At 56.3% G+C, this 24,905-nt stretch carries 21 protein-coding genes and 1 pseudogene; 6 read left to right on the top strand and 16 right to left on the bottom strand.

Annotation, left to right across the window (positions count from 1 at the left end):
* Window positions 1–125 precede the first annotated feature (125 nt).
* Complete coding sequence (locus tag VC35_RS06720) at window positions 126–662, bottom strand: LasR-specific antiactivator QslA (protein WP_046038667.1); 537 nt, start codon at window positions 660–662, stop codon at window positions 126–128.
* A gap of 535 nt (window positions 663–1,197) precedes the next feature.
* On the opposite strand from VC35_RS06720, the gene VC35_RS06715 reads away from it, so the two are divergent.
* Entirely contained in the window at window positions 1,198–1,530 is a 333-nt protein-coding gene (locus tag VC35_RS06715) for a hypothetical protein (RefSeq protein ID WP_046038755.1), read from the top strand.
* A gap of 323 nt (window positions 1,531–1,853) precedes the next feature.
* On the opposite strand, the gene VC35_RS06710 is transcribed toward VC35_RS06715, so the two are convergent.
* The 6 genes from VC35_RS06710 to VC35_RS06690 form a co-directional block, all read right to left on the bottom strand.
* Window positions 1,854–3,473, bottom strand: a complete 1,620-nt coding sequence (locus VC35_RS06710) for a type I restriction-modification system subunit M (RefSeq protein ID WP_046038666.1) — start codon at window positions 3,471–3,473, stop codon at window positions 1,854–1,856.
* Between the two features lie 5 nt (window positions 3,474–3,478).
* On the bottom strand, window positions 3,479–4,603 hold the full coding sequence (locus VC35_RS06705; protein ID WP_046038664.1) for an AAA family ATPase: 1,125 nt from the start codon (window positions 4,601–4,603) through the stop codon (window positions 3,479–3,481).
* A complete protein-coding gene (locus VC35_RS06700; protein ID WP_046038662.1) occupies window positions 4,603–5,823 on the bottom strand; it encodes a restriction endonuclease subunit S in 1,221 nt (406 codons plus the stop codon). Before VC35_RS06700 ends, VC35_RS06705 begins: the two co-directional genes overlap by 1 nt.
* Window positions 5,813–8,821, bottom strand: coding sequence for a type I restriction endonuclease subunit R (locus VC35_RS06695; RefSeq protein WP_185754754.1), 3,009 nt, complete (start codon window positions 8,819–8,821; stop codon window positions 5,813–5,815). Before VC35_RS06695 ends, VC35_RS06700 begins: the two co-directional genes overlap by 11 nt.
* A gap of 195 nt (window positions 8,822–9,016) precedes the next feature.
* Window positions 9,017–9,160 carry a hypothetical protein gene (locus VC35_RS29480; protein ID WP_404942348.1) on the bottom strand — a complete coding sequence of 48 codons (144 nt, stop codon included), beginning with the start codon at window positions 9,158–9,160 and terminating at the stop codon, window positions 9,017–9,019.
* 365 nt (window positions 9,161–9,525) lie between these two features.
* Window positions 9,526–9,789, bottom strand: coding sequence for a hypothetical protein (locus tag VC35_RS06690; protein ID WP_046038659.1), 264 nt, complete (start codon window positions 9,787–9,789; stop codon window positions 9,526–9,528).
* Window positions 9,790–10,071: 282 nt separating this feature from the next.
* Between VC35_RS06690 and VC35_RS06685 the strand changes: the two genes are divergently transcribed.
* Complete coding sequence (locus VC35_RS06685) at window positions 10,072–10,533, top strand: isochorismatase family protein (protein ID WP_046038657.1); 462 nt, start codon at window positions 10,072–10,074, stop codon at window positions 10,531–10,533.
* 332 nt (window positions 10,534–10,865) lie between these two features.
* Window positions 10,866–11,228, top strand: coding sequence for a DUF6124 family protein (locus tag VC35_RS06680; RefSeq protein ID WP_046038655.1), 363 nt, complete (start codon window positions 10,866–10,868; stop codon window positions 11,226–11,228).
* Window positions 11,229–11,394: 166 nt separating this feature from the next.
* Here the strand turns inward: VC35_RS06680 and VC35_RS06675 are convergent, their stop codons facing one another.
* Window positions 11,395–12,303: a YeeE/YedE thiosulfate transporter family protein gene (locus tag VC35_RS06675; RefSeq protein ID WP_046038654.1), complete on the bottom strand. Its 909-nt coding sequence runs from the start codon at window positions 12,301–12,303 to the stop codon at window positions 11,395–11,397.
* Between the two features lie 142 nt (window positions 12,304–12,445).
* Between VC35_RS06675 and VC35_RS06670 the strand changes: the two genes are divergently transcribed.
* Window positions 12,446–13,852, top strand: coding sequence for a DUF2252 domain-containing protein (locus VC35_RS06670; protein WP_046038653.1), 1,407 nt, complete (start codon window positions 12,446–12,448; stop codon window positions 13,850–13,852).
* Between the two features lie 154 nt (window positions 13,853–14,006).
* Here VC35_RS06670 and VC35_RS06665 read toward each other — a convergent pair whose 3' ends face one another.
* The 3 genes from VC35_RS06665 to pmrG all read right to left on the bottom strand — a co-directional run bounded on the left by VC35_RS06665 (window position 14,007) and on the right by pmrG (window position 16,940).
* The gene (locus VC35_RS06665) at window positions 14,007–15,059 is read right to left on the bottom strand and encodes a metallophosphoesterase (protein WP_259674429.1); all 1,053 of its coding nucleotides are present in this window, start codon (window positions 15,057–15,059) and stop codon (window positions 14,007–14,009) included.
* Window positions 15,060–15,400: 341 nt separating this feature from the next.
* Window positions 15,401–16,234: a phosphatase PAP2 family protein gene (locus VC35_RS06660; protein WP_046038652.1), complete on the bottom strand. Its 834-nt coding sequence runs from the start codon at window positions 16,232–16,234 to the stop codon at window positions 15,401–15,403.
* 34 nt (window positions 16,235–16,268) lie between these two features.
* Window positions 16,269–16,940 carry a lipopolysaccharide core heptose(II)-phosphate phosphatase PmrG gene (pmrG, locus tag VC35_RS06655; RefSeq protein ID WP_046038650.1) on the bottom strand — a complete coding sequence of 224 codons (672 nt, stop codon included), beginning with the start codon at window positions 16,938–16,940 and terminating at the stop codon, window positions 16,269–16,271.
* A 260-nt stretch (window positions 16,941–17,200) separates the two neighbouring features.
* Here pmrG and VC35_RS30285 point away from each other — a divergent pair.
* Both VC35_RS30285 and VC35_RS30280 read left to right on the top strand, forming a co-directional pair.
* A pseudogene (locus VC35_RS30285) lies at window positions 17,201–18,214 on the top strand (methyl-accepting chemotaxis protein); the annotation flags it as partial.
* Between the two features lie 42 nt (window positions 18,215–18,256).
* Window positions 18,257–19,120: a methyl-accepting chemotaxis protein gene (locus tag VC35_RS30280; protein WP_404942349.1), complete on the top strand. Its 864-nt coding sequence runs from the start codon at window positions 18,257–18,259 to the stop codon at window positions 19,118–19,120.
* A gap of 138 nt (window positions 19,121–19,258) precedes the next feature.
* On the opposite strand, the gene VC35_RS06645 is transcribed toward VC35_RS30280, so the two are convergent.
* The 5 genes from VC35_RS06645 to VC35_RS06625 form a co-directional block, all read right to left on the bottom strand.
* Window positions 19,259–19,678 carry a type II toxin-antitoxin system VapC family toxin gene (locus VC35_RS06645; RefSeq protein ID WP_046038647.1) on the bottom strand — a complete coding sequence of 140 codons (420 nt, stop codon included), beginning with the start codon at window positions 19,676–19,678 and terminating at the stop codon, window positions 19,259–19,261.
* Window positions 19,675–19,920 (bottom strand): FitA-like ribbon-helix-helix domain-containing protein, encoded by a 246-nt coding sequence (locus tag VC35_RS06640; RefSeq protein ID WP_046038645.1) that lies wholly within the window; start codon window positions 19,918–19,920, stop codon window positions 19,675–19,677. The genes VC35_RS06645 and VC35_RS06640 overlap by 4 nt, the downstream gene beginning before the upstream one ends.
* Before the next feature lie 87 nt (window positions 19,921–20,007).
* Window positions 20,008–21,381, bottom strand: coding sequence for a DUF1329 domain-containing protein (locus VC35_RS06635; protein ID WP_046038643.1), 1,374 nt, complete (start codon window positions 21,379–21,381; stop codon window positions 20,008–20,010).
* Window positions 21,382–21,513: 132 nt separating this feature from the next.
* Window positions 21,514–23,469 (bottom strand): DUF1302 domain-containing protein, encoded by a 1,956-nt coding sequence (locus VC35_RS06630; RefSeq protein ID WP_185754753.1) that lies wholly within the window; start codon window positions 23,467–23,469, stop codon window positions 21,514–21,516.
* 60 nt (window positions 23,470–23,529) lie between these two features.
* Window positions 23,530–24,819 (bottom strand): phospholipase C/P1 nuclease family protein, encoded by a 1,290-nt coding sequence (locus VC35_RS06625; protein ID WP_046038641.1) that lies wholly within the window; start codon window positions 24,817–24,819, stop codon window positions 23,530–23,532.
* Window positions 24,820–24,905: the final 86 nt, after the last annotated feature.

Raw genomic sequence — 24,905 nt, 5'->3', positions numbered from 1 at the left:
AAATGGGAGGGTGGAACGAGGTGGCTTCAAGAAAGAGCGGGTGAACCCTCCGATCGGCGCGATCAAAGATCGCTGGATCGGAGGGTTTGGCGGGAAAAGCAAAGTCTCAAACGTCAATTAGAGCCTCAAGCATCGAAACTTGTTGGTCGGGATGCCGCGACTTCACGAAGGTTGATCAGCGTCTGCTGCAAACGCAGGAGAAAACCGGCCTCGAACGCTTCCTGAAAATCACCTGGACGATGACGTTTTCGATTCTGCGACAGCGCCCACCATAATGGTAATGATGAGCCTTCAAGCCAGGTCTCAGCACACCGAACGCCATCCTTAATCGCCGGAGCGAACTCATCACCCCAGGGGGTTTGAATCGCGGGCGAACCTTCTGCGGACGGAACAGAGACGTACTCACCGATCTGTTGATGAACGCGCTGAGCCGGGATGCCAGTCAAATAGCGAAAGGCCTTGTCGAAAAGCACTGCCGCGTCATCCAGCAGTTCTACGGCCAGCTCAACGTCCTGCGGAAAATGAAGCAGAATACTCTGCGCTCCATTTAGCCGAAGCGTGGCAGCCTGCCGTAGTTTAACTGCGGCATCTTCAGGGGTAAGCGATGCAGTATCGATGGTGTTGGGTTTGGGAAGGCCGATTAGAAGCGAGAGATCAAACATCACGGAATCCTCCGAGATAGTTTGAAGTACAAAACAAACGGCCGGGGTGGCGCACGAGCTTAAAAGGGGGACAGGGCATTTTCCTTATCTCCTCGGACAGTTAAGGAACCGTCCACCCAGCCGTTCTGACACGAAATGGGTGGCGGACCGTACGGGGGTCAGAAACCGGCGTCCGAGGGAACCGGCCAGGCCGAAGCCTGCCCCGCACGGACCGCCATAGAAAAGCGGCAGCTAAGCCTCTGTAAGCACTTAATTGCTGGCTATGGCGCCATGCGCCTCGAACAATTCAGGTTCTGACACCCGGTCACGGGACTGACCGCGACGGACAAAGCGTAAATGTGAAGCAGCGACAACACAAGCATGCAGTATCAATAAGATATGCGTCCGAACGAAGGCTGCCGGCCAGACGCTGATGCTCGCAGGTATCTGGTGGCCCTCTATCGCCTCAGGTCTGACCCAACGACGATTTACCGCCGAGTCCGGCCACACTGATAGAATCGATCAGGCTGTACATAACACCCTTCTGAGAAATGATATGAATATAGAGTTGACGGAAGAAGAGATGCGCCGGGCGCTATTCAGTGAGTCTAAGTCCCCTGCACCGGCAATTAACTCACACGTGCAAGACACCGTTCCGGATGTCGTGACCGTGCAACCGGTAAAGGCAGCGAAGAAAAAGAAAGCGTCAAAAGCCTTTACGCCCAGGCTGAGAGTCACGCTGCGGGTGGGAAATGAGTTTGAAGGCAAAATGCACGAGGAAGTACATGAGGTCGATACACTGAGCACCCTAGTTGCGGAGCAAGAAGCTAAAAAGACGGCTAGAAAAAAATTCAAGTTTGTGGAGGTTATTTCGGTCAAGTCGATGTAAGCGGCCATTCTAATTTGGCCTTGAATCGCTTGCTGTTACCGCGAGTCGCCCAACCGGCGAGTTCGTGTCGCTTGATCACTTAAACCTCAGTTACGGTGATGGTATCGCTAGTTTTACAGTACAGTATCATTCGCAGTATCGTCCCTAGCTGAACGCTCCCCCGATGCCGAGGGTACCGATAGGCATAAACCGGCCAAAAGCGGCCGGTCGGCCCTATAAATAAATCGTCCCCTTTTAATCTTTCAGTTATTTGTAGACGCATAACGAGGCATTATTCTCTATTTAGTGCCTTGTTGTGCTAATTCGTTGAGTCGTCTCGCGGTTCACATTAAGCATGGCAGGCCCAGCTCTTTCAGAAACACATTGTGTTTGTCCCGTGCCGCTTGAATGGTTTCTTCTAACGTAGCCAGTTTGTCATTCACGGCTTGTAGGTTAATGTCTGTCTCTGCGCTCGCGGTAGTGATGTAGCGGGAAATATTCAGGTTGTAGCCGTTCTTTTCAATCTCCCCCATCTCCACCCTACGAGCATAGCGGGGCTCCTCTTTACGGAACTGGTAAGTATCGATGATCTTGGCGATGTTCTCATCGGTCAGTTGGTTCTGGCGCTTACCTTTGATGAAGTGTTCAGCCCCGTTGATAAACAACACGTCGTCCGGTTGCTTGCACTTCTTGAGCACAAGAATGCAGACAGGGATACCTGTGGAATAAAACAGGTTAGATGGCAAGCCGATCACGGTATCGATGTGGCCGTCTTTTAGCAGTTTGGTGCGGATGCGCTCTTCAGCACCGCCACGGAATAACACACCGTGGGGCAGGATGATGGCCATCACGCCTTCGTCTTTCAAAAAGTGAAAGCCATGCAGCAGAAAGGCAAAGTCGGCAGCCGATTTAGGTGCTAGTCCGTGGTTTTTGAAGCGCACGTCATCGGCCAGGGCTTCCGTGGGGTCCCAGCGGTAGCTGAAGGGCGGGTTAGCGACAATGGCATCAAACGTGGGTTTTTTAGCAGGGTTTAGCTCGCGTAGAATGCCCCAGTCGTTGCTCAAAGTGTCGCCATGGTAAATCGCGAACTCGGTGTCCTTCACCCCGTGCAGCAGCATGTTCATGCGGGCCAAGTTATAGGTGGTGATGTTCTTTTCCTGGCCATAAATCTTGCCAATGCCATGCTGCCCCATGCGCTTGCGCACGTTAAGCAGCAGCGAGCCGGAACCGCAGGCGAAGTCCAACACACTTTCCAAGCGCTTTTTGGGCCCGGTTTTGGGGTTTTGGCTGTCAAGGGTGACTATAGCGGAAAGGATGTCGGAAATTTGTTGGGGGGTGTAGAACTCGCCCGCCTTCTTGCCTGAACCAGCGGCAAACTGGCCGATCAGGTATTCGTAAGCATCGCCCAGTGCATCACTATCTGTGGAAAAGTCTGCTAGGCCCTCGGCGATCTTTTGGATGATGGTGCAGAGCTTAGTGTTGCGCTCCGTATAGCTCCTGCCCAGCTTGGGGGACCCCAGATCGATTTCCGAGAAAAGGCCTTGGAAGGTGCTCTCAAAGGACTCGGTTTCGATGTATTTAAAGCCCGCTTGCAGCGTAGTGAGCAGATCATCGTCCTGAGTGCGTGCCATATTGGCGATGCTGTTCCATAGATGTGCCGGCTCGATGACGTAATGCACTTTGCGGCGCATCTGCTTCTCGAAGGCGGGGATGTCCGCCTTGTTCTCCTCATACCAGACTTGAAGAGGAGTCGCTGCCCCCGTTTTTAGCAAGGCGTCAGTGGGCAACTCTGGATAGTCTTTTCCAAGTTCCTTCTTCGCCGCTATTTCATAGTTGTCGGAGAGGTAACGAAGGAAGAGGAAGGACAGCATATAGTCGCGAAAATCATCCGCATCCATAGCTCCGCGCAATTGATCGGCAATGGCCCATAGGGTTTTTCCGAGTTTCTTTTGGTTTTCGGTCATAGTGATTAATTCGTTTCGCTGGAAAACAGCGCTTCGTTAAAAGGGTAAGTGGCAATAAAGTTTCTGAAGATTTTTTGGAAGTGCTCTTTGTTTTCGCCCATCATTTCCCTCGGCTCGTATATCGAATAATCGCCATGACTCATTAGATCAATGATTCTTTTGTGTAAAGTTTTATCTTGGTCATCATTCTCAATTTTGATGCAGTCATCCCAGCTATTCAAGTCGAAAAAATTCGCTGTTTGCTCCATTACGCGGCGCAGCATGTTGAAGTGGTGCGTATATATGGCACCTGTGGCAATTGACTCATTAAGTTCAGCCAGTGTCGCAAGGTGGTGTAGGAATGGCTTGCTGGTTGTGTCCTCAAGGATATAGTTTTCTGGAGCCGCCCCCTTTTTGACAAAGTGACGATAGGCCTTCTTCTTCAGTTCGTTGCTTAGGACGTTAAAGAAGAGAACATGGTGCGATGAAATAACTGTTCTAGGCATCTTGTCTGTTTTGGTTAACAATTGCGCCAGATGATTGGCAACGGTTATTGCGTTATGCTCGTCGAGAGAGGAGATTGGATCGTCGATATAAATGTACTTTACCCAGCTATAAGATTCTGTGTCATCCAGCACTAACTGAACAACGGCGAGAAAGAAGCACCAGATGAAGATATTTTCTTCACCTCGGGAAATTTTAATATGAGTTTCCATCTTGGTGCGTTCTTCTAGAGGGCTGGTTGCGTTCTCATCGAAGTTTGGATTAGGTATTTTTCGAGAAAAGACAACTTCCCAATTTTCGGTGTCAATTCGGAAGTCGAAGTCCGCATAGCGAGCAAGAAACGGGCGAATTCGCGTTTCCATCTCCAGCTCCCACAGTGCGGTGATGAACCGCGAGTTGCGGTTTATTTTAAGCTTCCGCTCTCGGTCTTCCTCAAGGTCATTATCCCAGTAAAACAGGTCCTCGGTGAATGCGTTGAAATAAAGTGTGTCAGGCTCGCCATCAATCTTGCCAAGGTCTTTGAATGTTGTAGAAAGACGTGTTTTTCCAGTGCCATTGAAAGCGTAGAGAATAACAATTTTTTTAGTATTCAATGCATCTCGTAAGTGGAGTGCTAAATTCGTTAAATTAGCAAAAGAAGAAGGCATCAGACGTCGATCTCTGCAAATAATGGGAAGAGCTGCTGCATCAAGCCCATTTTGTGGGCCTTTATGGCTTCAAGCTTAAGACTTTGGGTAACGATCAGGTCACCAAGTGATGACAGGCAGGCAGAGATCTTTCGTTGTTCCAGATCGGATGGCACCAGAATTGGCAGTTTTTTTAAGATACTTCCAGTTATTAGTGGCTGACCCGAACCGAAGATGAGTCTGTTTATATTGATGCTTTCCAGGTAGTAAAAGATAAAATCAATATTGATTGAAGGCTTTAGGCTGACCACAATAGTATTGTCAGTTACGCCAAACGAACCTTTTGCTTTGGTTAATAGGCCAGCATTTGCTCCAACTCTGGCGATTAGTATTCGTTCGCCGCTAAAGCTTGGGCTTGTCGTTTTTCCGATGATGCTAGTCGATCCGTAAAGATCAAAAGCTCCTTCAGGATTGAGCTTATCTCGACCCGATGAAATACTGATGCAAAGACTATCGAGCTTATTTACGATCCATGATTCTCGGAAGCCAGAAAAGCGCAGATTAGGTTGGGTTTCGCCTTCGCGTGGGAAAAGCTGCTGCAGCAGCCCTTCTTTATGGGTCTTGAGCGCGTCCACTTTGCTGCGTTGAGCGACTATCAATGCGTCCAGTGAATTCAGACAATCAGCGATTTTTTGTTGTTCGTCTGGTGACGACACAGGCAAAGGCATTGCCATAAAGTCGTCGCTTGATATGGCCATCCTATCGTGGCGTGCACCAGTGCTAGATGCCTGCCGCATATAGGTGTGCCAGCCGGTAGTCTTGAAAAAATGTTCGTAAAAATCGTTCCTATCGTCTTTGAATTTAAAGACTGTATACAGCGGCGACATTACTCCTGTGCCAATTTTGTTCTTTGATATGGGGCCTACTGGCGCTGTTGACGATATGCGTGGGTTGTAGACGTAGCAGCCCAGCCCAACAACAAAATAGCCTTCAAGTTTTCCTTGCGTAGCGATGTCCTTATCAAAAAAATCTCTCTGATCTACTACACCAAATTCAGCAGAATTGGTTAGCACACGATCAATTTTTTCGTCTCGATTTTTCTGTTTAGCACGAATCGCCAAGCGATTTAGAGGGGTAAACTTCCAGCCCTCTGCCTGCCGAAACTCCGGAAACCGCAGTTTCGGCACCAGCGTGGGCGTGCTGTCTTCCATCGAACTGGTTGTATTTGTCTTACTGCTCATACGCGCTAAGTCCTGATATTTCGCGGCCTTGGGCGCGTTTAATAAGTAGGTCGTGGAGTTCTTTCATCAACGCCAGCTCTGCTTGGGCGCGTGCTTTCCAGCCGAGGTCGAGCGGGGCCATCAGGTCACTTAGCTGGTCGCCGTCGAAGATCATGCGTTGCAGAATGCCATCCACAAAACCTTGTAAGGCTGCTGGGGCCAGGTTGTGTTTGTCTGCGATAGCGGCGAGTTCGGCGGTGTCTTTGTGTTGCTTGAAGCGGCTATAGCCGTCCCGGATAGCGGTTTCGCTCAGCCCCTCACCGGCCTTAAGAGTAGCGATATAGGCGGCAATGTCCTCGCGCTCGTTGATAAACTTGGCATCAGCCTGAATCAGGCCAATCAGCTGTTCGCGGCTCATTTTCTGCTTGCTGGGCTCTTGCTGCGAGAAGCGTGACATCAGCCCCACGATGTAGTCGTAGTCAATAACGGTGGAGGCGAAGAGCACGAACTCGAAATCGAGCTGGTCAACTGCATTGGCTTTGCCATCTTTGTCTTTGCTGTGCTTATCTTGCTGAGCCTTGAGGCGCTGGGCTGTTTCCAAATAAGCACCGCGAAAGCCCAGCAGGTTTTCCTTGGGCAGGATGTGCTCAATGGCAGCGGCGTTGTCTTCAGTGAGGTCGGTATATTGGTCAAGCTGGGTTTTGAGACGCTGCACTTCCTTGAAGTGGCTAATAAAAGCAGCGCGGGCATCGTCTCCTTTTAGGTTATTCACGGCCTCCGGTGCGCAGGCCACGCCTTGCGATTGCATAAAGTCATCAAGCTTTTGCACGGCAGCCTGTAGTTTTTCAATAACTACGGGAGCCTTGTCAACTAGCCAGATTTCGCGGGCCTGTTTGCCGGATTGTTCGCCGGAGAACCGGGTAATCGCGATATCTACAGCATCTTGCTGCTGGCGGAAGTCAAGAATGTTGCCGTAGGGCTTGGTGCTGTTAAGTACGCGGTTGGTACGCGAGAACGCCTGGATCAAACCGTGGTACTTGAGTTTTTTGTCCACGTAGAGCGTGTTCAGGTATTTGGAATCGAAGCCAGTGAGCAGCATGTCGACCACGATGGTGATGTCGATTTTCTGCGTATGTGGGTGGTCAGCATTGGGCCACTGTTGGTCTTTGATGCGCTTTTGCACGTCTTGGTAATAGAGGTCGAACTCGCTGATGCTGTGGTTGCTGCCATAACGGGCGTTGTAGCTACCCAGGATGGCTTTGAGCGCTGCTTTTTTGCTTTCTGGGTCTTCTTCGTTGTCCTGCTTTTCTTGCGGCAGGTCTTCCTGAATCTGCTTTACGTCCGCATTGCCTTCAGCTGGCGGCGAGAATACACAGGCGATATTCAGCAGCGGGTAGTCAGGTTCGGCCAGTTGTTTGGCATGTTGCAACTCGGCAAACAGGCTATGGTATTCGATGGCGTCGTTGATGCTGGCCGTAGCCAAAATGGCATTGAAACGACGCTGGGAGGTGGCCATGTCGTGCTTAGCGAGGATGGCTTCGATTACGGCTCGCTTGGCCAAACCTTCCCCAGGCTTGGGCATTTTTTTGCCCTCTGGTTTAAAGTAATCGATATGGAAGCGCAGCACGTTGGCGTCTTCAATAGCGTGGGTGATGGTGTAAGCGTGCAACTGCTTCTGAAAAAGCTCTTCTGTGGTTTGGTAAGAGGCCTGCTGGTCTTCCACTTTTACGCGTGAGGCGTTTTCTTCGAAGATGGGCGTGCCGGTAAAGCCAAAGAGCTGGGCTTTGGGGAAGAACTCCTTGATGGCTTTGTGGTTCTCGCCAAACTGGGAGCGATGGCATTCATCGAAGATGAACACAATGCGTTTGTCGCGCAGTGGGGCCAACTGCTCTTTGTAGGTGAGCTGGTCGTTCCGTTTGCGCTGCTTGTTACGTCTACTGTTTTCATCCAGGGCGAGGCCGAGCTTCTGGATGGTGGTGACGATAACTTTGTCAGCGTAGTCCTCGGACAGCAGCCGACGCACCAGCGCAGCGGTGTTGGTGTTTTCTTCGACGCAGCCTTCCTGGAACTTGTTGAATTCTTCACGGGTCTGGCGGTCGAGGTCTTTGCGGTCCACCACAAAGAGACATTTCTCGATCTCTGGGGTGTCCTTGAGCAAGGTAGAGGCTTTGAAGGACGTGAGCGTTTTGCCGCTGCCGGTGGTGTGCCAGATATAGCCATTGCCGCAGTTTTGCTGGATGCACTCGACGATGGCTTTGACTGCATAGACTTGGTACGGGCGCATCATCATGAGCTTTTGCTCGCTGGCAATGAGCACCATGTAGCGGCTAAGTGTTTGGCCAAGCGTACATTTGACGAGGAAGGTCTCGGCGAAGCTGTCGAGGTAGGTAATCTTTTTATTTGCCTCGTCAGCAAACTGATATATGGGCAAGAAGCGCTCATCAGCGTTAAACGAGAAATGACGGGCGCTATTATTGGCGAAGTAGTAGGTGTTGTCGCGGTTGCTGACGATGAACAATTGCAGGAAGCACAGCAGCGTTTTGGTGTAGCCGTTGCCGGGGTCGTTTTTGTATTCGACGATCTGCTCCATGGCGCGCCGCGGGTTGATACCCAGCGTTTTGAGTTCCACTTGAACGCACGGAACACCATTGATAAGGATTAGGACGTCGAAGCGGTGGTGGCTGTTGTCGGTGTTGATGCGTAGCTGGTTAACCACCTCAAAGGTGTTTTTGCACCAGTCTTTGATGTTGACCAGTGTGTAGTTCAGAGGAGTGCCGTCTTCGCGGGTGAACGCATTACGCTCGCGCAGGGTGCGCGCCGCCGCAAACACATCAGGGGTGACGATCTCGTCGAGCAGGCGTGCGAATTCGCCATCAGTGAGGCGAACGCGGTTGAGTGCCTCGAATTTATCGCGAAAGTTGCGCTCCAGTGAGGCGCGGTCTCTGATATCTGGGCGGTAGGTGTATTTGAGCTCAACTAGCTTGTCTATAAAGCCTTGTTCGATTCTTTGCTCACTCATTGATGGTGCTCTGCGATCTTCATATGGCCCGTAGTAAAACATGACTATTGTGATTCGCCACATGTTAGCTGGAAAGGGCCTGCGTTCGTAGTTCGTAGGATCAGTTGAGCTGCGTGATACCCATCATTGTTTTTGCTGTTGCCGCGATCGCTGCCGATGGGTATCGCTTCGCTCAACACATCCTACGGCGCACGTTTAGCCCAAGCCTCGCTCCGTCCAGGCGCGCGCTACGCTGTGATGCAGAATCCCGTGGCGCTCGGGCAGGGCTGTGCGGTCTTTGTCGTAGCCGCCGATCAGCCCTACCGCGGGAATGTCGCTGCCCAGGCAGCGGTTAGGCACGGCTTCGTCGCGGACGACGACCGCCCACTTCTGGCCGATTTCTGCCTGTCGTCACCGGCAGCTATACGCAGTTAACTGCCAACCATGGTTACGAAGTGTGCTGGTCAACTCCGATGCAATCGGTGGTCAGATCGAATGCAAACGGGTGGCCAATTTCGCACGGCATTCCAGGTGGTATTCCAAGTGGTATTCCAGCCAAAAACAAAAACCGATATTAATTTTATAAATCAATAACTTAATTAACAGATTCAGATTACCCCGGCCCACCAATTGAGACACCAACGAAGCCCGCCCTGTGCGGGCTTTGTTGTTTCTGGCTGCATCGCAAGCCCTGCAACAGTCTGATGCAGAACCCACACTAACGATCAGTACTTGATGTCCCGGGCTGTGCGACGGGTATCCTGCTTGGTGCTGCGCTTGTCCTGGCGACATTCCACGTTGCTCTTGTCACTGCCCTTCCTGCATACATCCTTGGTTTGCCGGGCAGTGGAGCGCCCTTCCTGCCTGGTATCGCGAGCTTCACGTCGCTGCTCACCCTGCTCGGTCGCGTAGACGGGCAGCATCAGCCACTGCACGCCAGCGGCGATGAGCAGCGTCGCCAGGGCTTTCAAGTAGTGCTTGCGAATCATGACTTTTCTCCAATTCAACATCGCTCGGTCACTTCGTTCGCTCCCCCAGGAATTCAGCGAAAACGTGAGTTACATCGTACGCCCACAACTCACAAAAGCACTTTGTGGCAGGTAAAATCTGACGATAGGGTCACATGGACAGTCGCGCAATGCCGCTATGTGCATGGTTGCAATATGGGCATCGGTAACGGCTGAGCTTCGCAGCTGGCCTGCCAGCGCGACCAGCCAGAATATTTTGCATCCACAGTCGCCCCTATCACTGCCATCCCCTCGGAGAAGCCCATGCGCCAAGCCCTCCTGATCATCGACGTACAACCCGGCTTCGCCCCACCGCAGTGGCTGATCGACGGTATCCAGGCGCTCATCGGCACCCTGCCCAGTGTCGCCACGGTCGAGCGCCATGACGAATCCATAACCCCCTTTGAAAAACAGCTCGGCTGGCACCCCGCGCCGAACGATGACAGCCTGATCCCGGCCGACCGCATCTTTATCAAGCACGGCTACGCGCCCACACCGGAAACCATCGACTACCTGAGAAGCCTCAACGTCGAACGCGTACTGGTGTGCGGCCTGCAGACCGAGACCTGTTGCCTGGCGGCGGGATTTGCGCTGTTTGATGCGGGTTTGCAACCGACGTTGATTACGGATTTGACGGTGGGGTCATCGCTGGACCGGACGGGCGGGTTGGGGGTCAGGCTTTGGGAGCATCATTTCAAGCACACGGTGAGATCAAGTGACCTGTGATCGATGCAACGACTTCACCGCGTCCTAGGACATTTCCCGCAAAACGCATCGCCTTTCATGAACTGGCGGACGCAACTTCTCGACGATAGCCTTCAGGGGTCGCTGCAAATCAGCGATCGGCTTTGACAGGCTGAAAGTGTAATCTTCACACCTCCCAAATCAGACAGCATGCATTCGCGCATGTAGTCACGATTATGGCGGCTGTGCGCGGGGCACCTTCGGGTGCACCGGGTTCTCACACTTCCGGTCTGTCAACCCGCGTATAGCTGCCACCCAATCCTGTTTGACAGCAGGGGATGGCAGCTTCTCTAAACAGTGTGAGGAATGCCATCTTGAAAAAGAACAGCCCCAATCCCCCGGAAACCCCAGCTAATTTAGCTGAAGACAAAATCGACTTATCCCAACTCTCCAAAACCACCGAACCCACCATCAGCGCCCGCCTGCGCAATCCCAATCACCTCGACCCCATCAGCCACGTCTTCACCCTCCGCCCCAACATCGACACACCGTCCCTGCTCACCCACGCCAGTGAAACCCTCGCCTCGCTCAACGTCATGAGCACCGACCTTGCCTGCGAGCTTGAGAGTTCGCGTCGCAACATCGCCCTGGCGATCCAGCAGTTGGCCGTGCTGGCGCAATTGCTGGTAAACCGGGCACTGGACAACATCGCGCCTCTCAACGAAGTGGAGGCTTGAGATGGATCGATACATGCCGATGACCGGCATCGACTGCACCATCGCGTCGCTGCTGATCGACGCCGAAGCACCGCTGGATGTGGTTGGACGGCGGTTGCGGATGCAGGTTTGATCCTTGAAAAATGGACGGTCTCATTGAGGTCGTCCAACTCCAGAGCCGCGATCATCAAGCACGCAGCCGCTTAACCCCAACCCCCACCAATATCCCCAACACAATCGACACCAACGGCACCGCTCCCACCCAAGTCAGCGTCGGAAACACCAACAAAATCTGCGAGTCATTGCCGCCCAGCATCATCGACGCACCGGTCCCCATCAACACGCCTGCGAGCAAATGCCTGCCCGCTGTCATCGCTGCAAACCGCTGAAAGTTGAACGTGCGGCGATGCAAGGTGTAACAGAGCATGCCCAGCATCAGCATGGCGAACACCGCCACACGCGGGGTAGTCAATGATGTGTCGCTCGAGACCCAGAACGATTGCGAGAGATCGTAGAAAAACACGCTGGGCGTCCACAACGGTTCAAAGGCGTAGAGAGCACTGGTCAACGCCCCCAGGAGCAAGCTCGACAGCACCAGGTGTCTGTCGCCGTGAATCCGGATCAGGAACAGCAAAATCAGCAGCACGATGCCAATGACCAGCCAGTAATGACGGCTGGTGATCATCGGCATTTGCAGCGCCCGGTGTTCGGGCAACATGTTCAGGTGATGCCACAGTACGATGCCCAGCACCCAGCCGAGAATGGTGAAGACCTTGTTGAGGTTGCCGCTGGCGAGCTTGGTGAGGGTGCCGACACTGCATCCGTCGTTGAGTACCGAGGCGAGGCCGAACAACAAACCGCCACCGACCAGTGACAGATAGCCAACTTCAGGGATGAACAGCGGCTGACTGACGCCAGACAAGGCGTAGAGCGGTGCGAGCAACAGACCGAACAGACCACAACTGACCAACGACACGAACAGGGTCGGCCGACGCTTGAGCAGCAGCCCCATGGCATTGACCAGGCACATACCCATGCGCTGAGAGACCCAGCCGATGAGGAACGCCAGCAGCAGTGAAACCGGCAATGAAAACACGGGCCTCCTTGTTTCCGGGTGATGGCATCAAGTCGATGCCTGACAGACAGATTAGTCGTTGCGCAAACACTTCGGACGAACCCGCAAAGCCCTTCTACACTCAATCCGCAATTGCCCCACAACCCCTGTCGAATAGGCCTCCATGACCACCCTCACCGACCGTTTGAAGCAAGGCAAGAATGCGCGCAAGAAGTGCTCCCGCAGTTCGCAAGCAGCCTTGGGCAATGTCGACCGCGACCCCATACCGCTGATCAAGGCGTCGAGTGAAGGACGCATCAAATCGCTGGTGGAGTTGCGCTACGGACGGATGCTGGTTTCACCGTTCACGTTCTATCGCGGCAACGCGTTGCTGCAGGCCCACGACCTGGCGGGCACCTCGAACATGGGGCTGGTTTCGCCGATTTGTGGCGATAGCCACTTGATGAACTTCGGCGGTTTCGCAACGCCTGAGCGCAACCTGCTGTTCAGCGTCAACGACTTCGACGAAGCCCATCCCGGGCCGTGGGAGTGGGACTTGAAACGCCTGGTGGCGAGCTTCCTGGTGGCCGCCCGCGACTTGCGCCATGGGGAATCCGTTGAAGAAACGATCTGCCACGAAGTGGTGCACGCCTATCAGCAGACCATGCTGGAGTGCGCCGAACAGAGTGCGCTGGAAACCTGGTACGAATCCATCAGCTATGACGACCTGCTGGCGCAGGCCAACAAGAGCACCCTGGAGCATGTGGAACGCGCCATCGCCAAAGCCGAACGGCGCACCCACGCCGAACTGCTGCCGAAAATCAGCGAACGCGACGCCCATGGCCGTCTGATCATTCGCGATGACCTACCGGAAATTTTCCACCTGCACAAAAACACCACACTGCTGGACGCCGATGATGACTGGTTGCGCCTCTCGGACTGGCGCCCGCTCTACGACACCTTCATGCGCGACTACCGCGGCACCCTGCAAGCGGACCGCCGTGATCTGGTGTCGCGTTTTCACGTTCAGGACATGGCGTTCAAAGTGGTGGGCGTCGGCAGTGTCGGCACCCGTTGCCTCGTGGCGCTGCTGACCGACGATCAGGAGTTCCCGCTGTTCCTGCAATTCAAGGAAGCGCGACGCTCGGTGCTCGCCGGCTACGTGAAGACCAGGTCGCGAATACGGCATGAGGGGCAACGGGTGGTCGACGGCCAGCGGTTGATGCAATCGGCCAGCGACTTGTTCCTCGGCTGGACCACCGGCCCCAGTGGGCGGCATTTCTATGTGCGGCAATTGCGCGACATGAAGATTTCTGCCGAACTCGAGACCTTCGATGGCGACGCATTCGCCGTCTATGGCCGGCTCTGCGGCCGGGCCCTGGCTCGCGCCCATGCCAAGTCTTCCGGGCAAGCGGCAGTGATCAGCGGCTACATCGGCAAGAGCGACGCACTGGCCGACGCGCTCTATAAATATGCTAAAGGCTATACCGAGCAGAACGAACGTGATTTCGAGCGGTTCCAGCAAGCCTGCCGCAAGGGCCGTTTGCGTGCCCGGTCGGAAGCCGACTTTGCTGCGGATCATTTGCCGTAGCGGTGTCGCAAGCTCTGGTACGGGGCGTTGATCCAGATGAACTTTTCTTCACCCCACGGTTCCGTTACTGCCTGTACATTGCACTCGCTCATTCAAGAAACTACGGTTTGCCCGCCCTCCCGCGGGCTTTTTTTTGCCTGCGGGTTTGCGCCAATCACTGTGCCACCTGCGCGACGCTCCCTTGCGATTGCTCGGGCAGCAAACAGCCTTTGGCCATCCACTGGCAATCTCTGGCCCAGCGAAAGCCGGACTCCAGATCGCCGCGGTCGTTGTAATACCCCAGCCTGAGTTGAGTGGCGCTCAGGTCAAGTTTGGCAAAACCAGCCCGCGAGTCAGTAAAGGTGCTATCCGGTGTTGGCGCTTGCAAGGCATACAGCCTCTTGCCACCCGCCCCGGAAATCACCCACGCGGGTTCACCTGCACGCAACAGCAACTGCTGGTTGTGATCATGACCTGACAAAAGCAGATCGACGTGGTTGCGTTGCAACACTGGCAAGAGCCGTGTGAGCAGATCCGACTCCTCGCCATGCTGGCCTTGATTGCGCACCGGGTGATGGGACGCGGCTATTCGCCATACCGGTGCCGGTCCGGGTGCCTGGTACGCCTGATCGATCAAGTCGATTTGCTGCTGCAAACTCTCACGTGGCGCCGAGGTATCGAGGAACACCATCCGCACCAATGGCCGCCCGTCGACGTCACCGAAATCCTTGATGTAGAAATTCGCCGGCATCTGCCAACGGCCCGATCCCTTGTGCTGTTGGCCGTACTCGATCTCGTATTTTTGCGACACCGGGTAATCGTGGTTACCCAGCACTGCGTAGAACGGCACATGACTGAGCCAATGGCCCCAATAGACACGCTCGAATCGGGTTTCCCAGTGGAGATCGTGGGTGCTGGTCAATGGCTTGCCATAGAAGTTGTCGCCAAGGAAAACCACCATGTCCAGGCGCCCCTCCCTGGACGCAACCCGCTCCATGGCTTGCCCCACCCGCCACTGTTGCAAGTCACCGCTACCCTGATCGCCCACCGCGATCATCGACACCGATGCAGGGTCCAGACGGCTCAACGGAACGTACGGCGATGGTGGCGTAAACAGCCAGTAACCAACGGTCGCCAACAAAAGAGCGAAGGCAATGCCGGAGCCAAGCACAATCCTTCGGAGCACCAAACGTTTTGCAGAAATCGAGGTGGAATTTGTGCGTTTCACTCAGGGACTCACTGGGCTTGGAAAGCCAGACAGGGTGACGAAATAAAGATCGATCTACCCCCCCAATAGATCACAGCATTTGTTCACGATTTGTTAAGAAATCGTTCCGTACACTTTTTTCCAGCCTGTTTTTTTCGGCCTTCCTTTTCCGGTAGCCAGAAGTCATGTCGTGCACTGTGTTGCCTGCGACTTTTCAGCGAACCGTTTCTGGAAAAACCGCCTCTGCGCCTGCTGTACCGTTGATCGCAGTCGCACACCAACCCTGAGCTTTCTGAAGGTTTCCCCGGGCAAAAAAAACCCGCAACCCTTTCGGGTTGCGGGTTTTTCAGTTCAACGCCAACTCAATTCACAGGCTGAGTCTGAGCCATCGGCACCGGTTGTTGCGCTTTGGAGAGCACGGGCTGTTCCAGCCTCGCTCGCCCGTAGAACGCCAGCGCCGTCAGCAAACACGCCAGCCACACGAAGATCCCGGCCCAGAAGGTGTGGGACATGTAGTGCCACCCTTGTAGTACCCGTGTGGTGCCATAAATGAAACCGAGGGTCAGCGAGCCGTACATGATCGCTTTCGAGTAGCGCCAGCGATAGCGGCGAGCTACGAAGTACAACGCCAGCATGGTGAAACCGCCCGACGCATGTCCGCCCGGCCAGCAGCGACCGTCACCTGCGGTCTTGAGCAGGTCGAAATTCTCATACCACTCGATGTGCTCCATTTTGCCGCCGTACAGGGTCGTCTCGATCGGGCAATACACGCTGGTGTGGCCCTTGAGGTAGTGAATGACCCCGGTGCTGATGGAGAACGCAAACACCACGTAGAGAAAGTCGCGACGATGGCGGGTGGCAAAGCGCAGCACCGGTGCGACTTTGATTTTTTCCAGGAAAGCGATGATTTTCGAGTGCTTTTCAGCCTTCAGGCGCGGCCAGAGAAACGACAGCAAGGCACCGATAATCGCAATTTCGCCGGTCCAGTTCGGAATGATCCGCGCCCATTTGTGGGTGATCTTTTCGAACAGATGGACCTGGTCCAACGGGTACGTCTGCGTCACCGGATCGAAAAAGTAATTGTTGAAGGCGATGTCGATGCTGGTCATGTCGAACATCAGGAACACCGCGACCGCGCAGGCCAGCGGAATACCAAAATTCACCCAGTAAAAGCGGTAGCGAGAGGCGGTCAGCATTGTGAATCCTGATTCAGAAAGAAGAGGGAAAAACTCAATGAGTGCTTACCGAGTTCCAGTCGGAAGCGTCGATAAAGCCAAGCATGCGCGGAGTCTGCGGGGTTTCGGCGGAAAAAAACAGTGAAGCGCCATAACCCAGGGTCGAAGGCGGTAACTCGAGGTCTTTTTCCAGTTGCTCCATGCACTCGCTGTGGGTCACCAGAATCAGGTTACGCCCGGCCACTTTATGCGCAAGCGTCTCGCGCAGCATGGTGCCCTTGCAACTGATCAGCCAGTCTTCCCCCGCGCCAACCTTGTTGAACATGAAGTTGGCAGTCTGTGCAGTGCGCAGGATCGGGCTGTTGTAGATATCGGCCTTGCCCAGGCCAAGGTGTTTGAACTGTGCCCCAAGGCTCTCGGCAACACTGCGAGAGCGCTCGGTAATGCCATCGTTGCCAACCAGGCAAGGCGCCGAGGAGTGATCGCAGCGCTCGACGTGACGCACCAGCACGATGATGTCGCCCTTGGCCCATCCCGCCATCAAAGCCTGTGCACCGGCCACATTGCCGTGAGCCAGGTCCGGTGCGGTGGCGGGACGCAACAAAAACAAGGTCAGCGGAATGACCAGCAGCGCCGAGGCCAACACCACCGCAGCGTTGCGATAGCGGGCGAAGCGGTTCAGATCGATCGAGCGTTTTTTTCCGAAAAGACTCAGTCTTAATTCCACATCACGCCGCCTCGCCAGCAAACACTACCCCATTAGATCCCGGCAGGTTAAAGAAAGGCGCGTCGGTGACTGGTGAAACGTATGTGAAAAAAAGCTCAAAAGCGCTGTAAAAATCTTGTTACACAAACCCTGCGGAAAAATCCTTTCAGCTCCAGGGATTGCTGCCGATACATCCTGCTTACACAGCTTGGCGGCTTCCAAAAAAAACAATCTTCCAGCCAACCGACGATAAAGAAGTACCAAGTTCCTGGAGGAATGTGATGAATAGCTGGTTCGGTAACATCAGCGTGAACCTGAAGCTGGGCCTGGGGTTTGGCCTGGTCCTGGCACTGACCTGCGTCCTGGCCCTGACCGGCTGGACCAGCCTGGGCGGGTTGATCGACCGCAGCAACTGGATGAGCGACATCACCCAACTCAACGCCGGCCTGACCAAGCTGCGCGTGGTCCGCCTGCAATACATGCTGACCAACGGCGACGAAACCGCCGCACAGAGCGTGCAGACCACCCTCGACGCCTTCTCGGCCCAGCAGCAAGCCCTGCTGGCGAAGTTCAAGAGCCCGGAAAACCTCAAGCTGCTGCGAGAGCAAGGCGCCGTCATCGACACCTACAGGACGTCCCTGGGCAAGATGCGCAGTGCCTATCGCGCCGGCAACAGCGCCCGTGACGCCATGAGTGCCAACGCCGAAACCGCCAACACGCTGATCAATGACATCAATACCCGCGTGCAGCAAATGCCGTTGAGCGACCAGCGCTTCGAACAGTTCCAGGCCATCACCGCGGCCAAGGAAGCGTTCCTGCTGGCCCGCTACGAAGTGCGCGGCTACACCGCCAGTACCAATGCCGAGACCGAGCAAAAAGCTGTCGGCCAACTGGACGCCGCCATCGCCAGCCTGAAACCGCTGAACGCGCACTTCGCCGATTCCCAGCAAGACGCCCTGCGTCAATTGGAAACCGCGTTGAGCAACTACCGCAACGCCTTGCAGGCCTACAAGGCCGCCAGCAATGACGCGGTGCAAGCGCGCAAGGAAATGACCGACCAGGGCGCCGCCATCGTGTCCCAGAGCGATCAGCTGTATCAGATCCAGCTCGACCGACGCGACGCCGAAAGCGCCCAGGCCCGTACCCTGCAACTGATCAGCACGTTGCTGGCATTGCTGGTGGGCATCATTGCCGCCGTGGTCATCACTCGCCAGATCACCCGGCCATTGCGCGAAACCCTGGCGGTGGTCGATCGCATCGCCAGCGGTGACCTGTCCCACAACGTGCTGGTCACCCGTCGCGACGAACTCGGCGTGTTGCTGCAAGGCATCGCGCGCATGGGCGTAACCCTGCGCGACTTGATCAGCGGCATCCGCGACGGCGTGACCCAGATCGCCAGCGCCGCCGAAGAGCTGTCGGCCGTGACCGAGCAGACCAGTGCCGGGGTCAACAGCCAGAAAGTCGAGACCGATCAGGTCGCCACCGCCATGCACGAGATGACCGCCACCGTGCAGGAAGTCGCGCGCAACGCCGAAGAAGCCTCGCAAGCCGCTGCGGCGGCGGACTGCGAAGCCCGTGAGGGTGACAAAGTGGTCAACGAAGCCATCGCCCAGATCGAGCGCCTGGCCAGCGAAGTGGTGCGCTCCACCGAGGCCATGAGCGTGCTGCAACAGGAAAGCGACAAGATCGGCAGCGTCATGGACGTGATCAAGGCCGTCGCCGAACAGACCAACCTGCTGGCGCTCAATGCCGCCATCGAAGCGGCCCGTGCCGGTGAAGCCGGTCGTGGTTTTGCGGTGGTGGCCGACGAAGTCCGCGGCCTGGCCCAGCGTACGCAGAAATCCACCGAGGAAATCGAAGGCCTGGTGGCCGGCCTGCAGAACGGCACGCAACAAGTGTCTGCCGTGATGAACAACAGCCGCGTCCTCACCGACAGCAGCGTGGCCCTGACCCGCAAGGCCGGCGAGTCACTGGAGAACATCACCCGCACGGTGTCCAATATCCAGTCGATGAACCAGCAGATCGCCGCCGCTGCCGAACAGCAAAGCGCCGTGGCCGAGGAGATCAGCCGCAGCATCATCAACGTGCGCGATGTGTCCGAACAGACCGCCGCGGCGAGCGATGAGACCGCCAAGTCCAGCGTTGAACTGGCGCGGCTGGGTGGTCAATTACAGCAGATGGTGAGCCACTTCCGCGTGTGATGACTTCAGGCTCGTCCTGTAGGAGCGAGCTTGCTCCGGGCGGCGCTCCGACGATGGTTGTCAACGATAACGCGTGCATTCTGAATGATCGCGGCGCTGGCAAGTTCTTCGCGAGCGAGCTCGCTCCTACAGGGGAACTCAGCTCATCCAGAGATCTATCACTTCAACACCGCTGAACTCGAAATCTCGAACATTGCGGGTGGCTATTGCCGCCCCATGACTTCGGCAAATGGCGGCAATTTGCGCATCTGCCATTGAAACCGCACGCCCATTTGCCTCAGCACCTGCCGTCAGCGTTGCGTACTCAACAGCGGCATGGGCATCGAACGGCAAAATGCGTCCGGTAAAGTCCTCTTCGAACATGGCCATGGCATGGGCTTCAAGTTTTTGTTTGCACTTGCCCGAAGGCAGGCGTGCGATGCCGTGGAGTATTTCCGCCACCGTTACCGTACTGACTGCCAGATCCATCGCCGGCTGCGCATCAACCCAGGCAAGCACCCTGGCTTCAGGCTCGACTCGCATAAACTCTGAAAGAACGTTGGTATCGAGCACTATCATTCAGAAAAATCCACCGCCGTTGCTTTCTCTGAACGCTCTGGCAGATCAAGCTCGACTCCACCGAGAGCGCTGAATCTGTTGCGGATCCTGCTTCCAAGTCCACCGGCGCGATCAACTGTCGCCAAGGCCCTGCCCAGAATCAGGCGAGCCTCTTCTTCCATGGAATGTCCGTTATGAGCCGCTGTGATGCGCAGTTGCTCCTTGAGCTTCTCATCAAGGTTTCTAATTGTGATGCTGGCCATGATGCCTCCTGCAATCAATGAAATCATTGATTGCAGGCTAGCACATCCTGGCAAACCAAAACCCGGCAATCTTCCGAATGGCCAATATCACCGCGTCCCGCGCTGGCGCAATGCCGACGGCATGAAGTAAGCGTCTTCCGGTACCGGTTGGGCGAAGTCCACTGTGCCCGGCTCTTCGTTATCCAGGTTCTGCACGTAGTAACGACGCGCCTGCAAGTCATGGAATACGTCCAGCGCACTCCAGGTGGTGGGCAGGTCGTAGAAGTTTTTCAGGTAGGCCATCGACACCCGCCACAACTCCCCTCGCCCGTCGTATTGATCCACCAATGCGGCGCCCCAACTGTCTTCGTCCAGAAACAGCACGCGCTTGGAATAGATATGCCGCGCGCCTGGCTTGAGCGTGCCTTCGACCACCCAGACCCGATGCAGCTCATAACGGGTGAATTGCGGATTGAGGTGGCCCGGCGTGAGCAACTGCTCGTACTTCACCTCAGGGCTGCCGACTTTGTAATTGTTATAGGGAATGTAGACCTCTTGCTTGCCCTTGAGCTTCCAGTCGTAGCGGTCTGGCGAGCCGTTGAACAGGTCCGTATCGTCCGCCGTGCGCAGGCCGTCGGATGAGGCGATCGGGGTGTCATACGCGAGGTTCGGCGCCCGGCGCACACGGCGCTGGCCGGCGTCGTAGACCCAGGCCTGGCGCGGGTCCTTGAGCTGGTCCAGGGTCTCGTGAACCAGTGCTGCACCGCCCGCCAGCCGGGCCGGGCTCTTCACGAACGCCAGGTAGTAGAACAGGATATTTTTCAGGTCGGCAAACTGCCCGCCCGAGCGGTAATAATTGAAGAGTCCCTCCTGCTGCGAGGTCACCAGCGCGAAGCTGCCGTTGCGTTGTACCGGCGCTTCGGAGGCACGACGGACCACATAGATGCCGCGATAACGGGTGATGTGGTTCCACAGCACCTCGATGCCATCCTTGGGCACCGGGAACGGCACACCGCCATAGGCATCGGCAAAACCGGTCCCGCCATCGAGCAGCTTGGCCGAGGTCGCATTTTTCAAGGTGTTGTCGTACAGCCACTGCGGCGCCGAGCTCGAGCGGCGAGAGGGATAGACCGGCATCTGGAAGGTGTCGGGGTAGCTGTTGAACAGTGCGATCTGACCCGGGCTGAGGTGGGCCTTGTACTGTTCAAGGTTGGCCTTGGTGATGGTGAAGAGCGGCTTGTCCGCCGCATAGGGATCAAGGTGATGCTGGCCTGGCTTGTAGCCCGCCGGCGCCTGGGTGATGCCGCCGCTCCAGGCCGGAATGGTCCCGGCCGCGTTGCCGGCACGCTCGGCCCCCAGCGGCGTCAGCGTGGTCTTCAATTGCTCGGCCTGCTGGGGCGTGACCGCGGCCAGCGCGCTGCCGGCGGCCAGGCTCAGGAACAGCGCCAGCGTGGTCTTGGTCAGTCGTGAAGTGTGAAACATGATCGTTCTCCGAAATACAAAAACCTGTAGGAGCGAGCCTGCTCGCGATAGCGGTGTGTCAGCCAACATCAACTTCGACTGAAAGTCCGTCATTGCGAGCAAGCTCACTCCTACAGGGGGATGAGTTGGAACTCACAAGAAGTACTTGAGGTTGAAGCCAACGTTGTCGCGATCACGCAGGCCGTTGTCCTGCCCGCCGCCGTAGAACTCGGTGTATTGCAGCTCGGCCTCCAGCTTGTTCTGGTAGTTGGCCTTGATCCCCAGGGTGTAGGCCTTTCGGCCCTCGATGATGTTGCCCGCCTGATAGCTGTTGCCCTCGAAGTCATCCTTGTAGACGACATAAGGCGAGACGTTGACCCCGGCATACACGTCGTTCCAGGTGCCGTTGAGCATCGCGGTGTAGCTGTAGGAGTTGCGGTTGACCTGGTCGCTGCGCTCGCCGCCGGACACATAGGAAAAGTTACCGGTGCCAGCGAAGTAACGGGTACTGCCGTCATACGCGGTGTATTGCAGGCTGCTGCCCCGCAGGTGCTCGGACGCCAGTTCGAATACGCCGAACATCGAGTCGAATGACAGGCTCGGGCCAAAGTTGTAGATCGTGCCCAGGGACGTGTTGAACGCTTCCACCCGCTCGGCGTTATTGATCTGGCTGTCGAGCGTGACCTGCTGCCCGCCGATGTTGATGGTCTGGCCGCCTGCCGCTGCGGCGGCGCCGTTGGCCAGGTCGCCGATCAGGTCGTTGGTGGCGGCGACCCCGATGGGCAGGTTCGGCCGATAGGCCACTTCACCGAACACCGACGCCTGGCCCAGGGTGGTATTGAAACTGAAGCCGTACATGCGGATGTCTTCGGCGTAGCGTCGATGTGCCTGGATATTGCCCAGCACATCCACGGTCGCCAGGCCATTGGCGAGTTGCCCCGCCTGACTGCCGGCGACACCGGCCAACAGGTTGGTCAGGGCATTCATGTCGATGCCCTTGTACCCGCCCAGATCGGCGGAAATGGTTGGTTCCTTGGCGTGGTAGTTGACCATGTACAACCCGAACTCGGTGCTGTTGAGCTCTTCTACGATGTAGCGAAAAGCGAAACCGAACTGGCCGTCGTTGCGCGCGTTGTCATCCTTGCCGACCGAGGCCACTTTGACGGTGTTGCCAAAGGCCGGGGTGACCCCGTTGGCGTACAGGCCGGTGGTGCTCAGGGCCTGGTTGAGCAACGGGTTGTTGCCCAGTGCACTGTACAGACCGATCACATTGCCGAAGCCAGGCACCGGGGTGTCCAGGGCGGTACCGGTAAAGTTGTTGTAGGCGGTGTTGCCGCCGTCGGCGAACAGGTCCGTCTGCGAGTAGAACGTGCCGACCGGGTCGATGCGGGTTTCCTTCCAGTTCGTCTGGTAAAAGCTTTCCATGGTCAGGCTGTCGGTCAGGCCGATGTTGAAGCTCAGCGCTTCCACCGGTACCAGCACTTCCTTGACTTCGGCACCGGGCAAACGGTACTTGGCCGCATCCACCGGGTTGGTGGTGTTGATCCCGCCTCGGTAGAAAATCCCCTCGCCCCAGTTGAACACCTGGCGCCCTATGCGTGCCGTGAGCGGCATCTGCGCGACGTCCCAGTTGCCATAGAGGTAGGCGTCGAGCATCTCCACCCGGCTGCCGGCGATATCGCGGGTCTGGTCCGTGAAGTGGTCGTCCTGCGGGAAACTCTGGCTGGGTTGCGACGGGTTGTTGTTGCGGTAGTAATCGTTGCGCTTGTCCATCAGTTGCGTGTCATAGAACGCGGTACCGCGCACGAACATCCCGTAGTTCTGATAGTTGGCCTCGAGCTCCGAGGTGATCTTGTACACCTCGGAAACCAACCCGGTATCGAAGTTGCGATTGCCGTCGTTGGTGTTGACGTCATCGTTGTTCTTGTCCCGGCCCTGGACCCGCCACAAGCGCCCATAGGACAGGGTACTGTCGAATGAACCGGTGACCTGGTTGTCCAGCACGCTGAACTCCTTGGCCTGCACGCCGTCGACCGCGCACAGTTGCAGCAGCCCTGCCAGGCCCACGCCGGGAAGCGCCGCGCCAGACAGGCGAAATCGAGTGTTCATGATCTGTTCCCCTTTCCCTGGTTTTATTGTTTTTGTGTTCTGACACTGTTGCTGCGATGGCTATGGCGCCAATCCCGCACGGGCGTAAATCCGGCTGTGGGCGCCGAAATGCCCCAGCAGTTTGAACAGCTGCCGGTTAAGTGCCGGATGATCGAAGTCTTCGCGCTGCAGCTGATTACCGTTGCTGAAATCGCTGGTGATCGGTGCCGTGTCCAGCCACTGGCCGATGGCTTCATCAAATGCCGCCGATTCGTCGACAGACTCGGCACTCACTACTTCGCGCAGGTAGTCCACCGAGTACGGCGGATAGCGGGCGTCCTGTGCAGAGTCGGCATAAGCGTCGAGCATCGGGTGTGCCTGGCCGGCGCGCAGCAGGCGACGAAGCCAGGTCGACTGATATTTCTCCACTTCCATGTGCCGGGTGGCGACCCGTTCGATGGCCGCATGTTTGTCCGCATCGAAGCCGGCCAGGGCCTTGCCTTCCAGCACCAGCAGGCTCGCCAGTTCCACACCGGGCAGCGGCTTGGCGTGATACGGCTGGGTCAGGTCCTGAACGTGGTGCAGGCCCCAACCGAGAAATCGATAACCCCAGTAAGGATGGCCAGTGGCAAACGCCAGTCGCGCCAACCCCATGTACTGGTAGGCGCGCCAGTCCGGCCAGCTGCGCTGAAGAAATCCGGCGGCGGCATACACCACCGGGCTTTCATGGAAAAACCCCATATGGAACGGCGCCTGGGAGCTGTACTGAAACCGGGCGTCACCGAAAGGCTGCGGGCCGAAGTCGTACAACGCGCCCACTTCGCCCGGGTTGTCGCTGAACAGGTTGATGTCGTGGCCGTAATCCGGCTCGTCGGCGGCGCTGGCCAACACGGCCAGAGGCGCGACTTGTTCATGGTCAGCCACAAGAATGAAGCGCTGGCGATTCCACGGTGAGAGCGTCTGCTCCACCATGACTTGTTCGGCCTTGAGGTGTTCACGCTCGGGCAGATCCTTGCCCGGCACCGGCTGGATGACCATCGCCAGATGAATCCAGGGATTGATGCGCAGTGCGGTGAGGAAGTCGTGGCGCAGATTGTCCCCGGGCACGGCTGGCAATCGCAGGTTGTCGGGGCGCGGCGGGTATTGGGCGAAGTGCTCGCGGGCGAAAAGCTCCTGCTCATCCAGCAGCGCACTCACGGCCTGGTATTGCTGCGAAAGAAACTGTTCCAGCGGCTCGACTTCGACCTGCGGTGCATCACGCAACGCCGGCAAATCCTGCAACGCCAGGTAGCTGCCCACCGTATGGTTCGACCAGCCCCAGGCTGTCGGGGCCGTTGCACAAAGCAGCAACAGGAGGAATGTCAGCTTCATTGCTTGGTTCTTATTGGATGTGCTGTGGGGGTTGAGCCTAACAACCGACCCTGCCCCTGACACTGTCCAATCTCACCAGAAAAGTT

Source organism: Pseudomonas fluorescens, from assembly GCF_000967965.1.
Lineage (GTDB): Bacteria > Pseudomonadota > Gammaproteobacteria > Pseudomonadales > Pseudomonadaceae > Aquipseudomonas > Aquipseudomonas grandcourensis.
The sequence above is the reverse complement of the archived record's forward strand: the minus strand, read 5'-3'. Positions and strand labels throughout refer to the sequence as shown.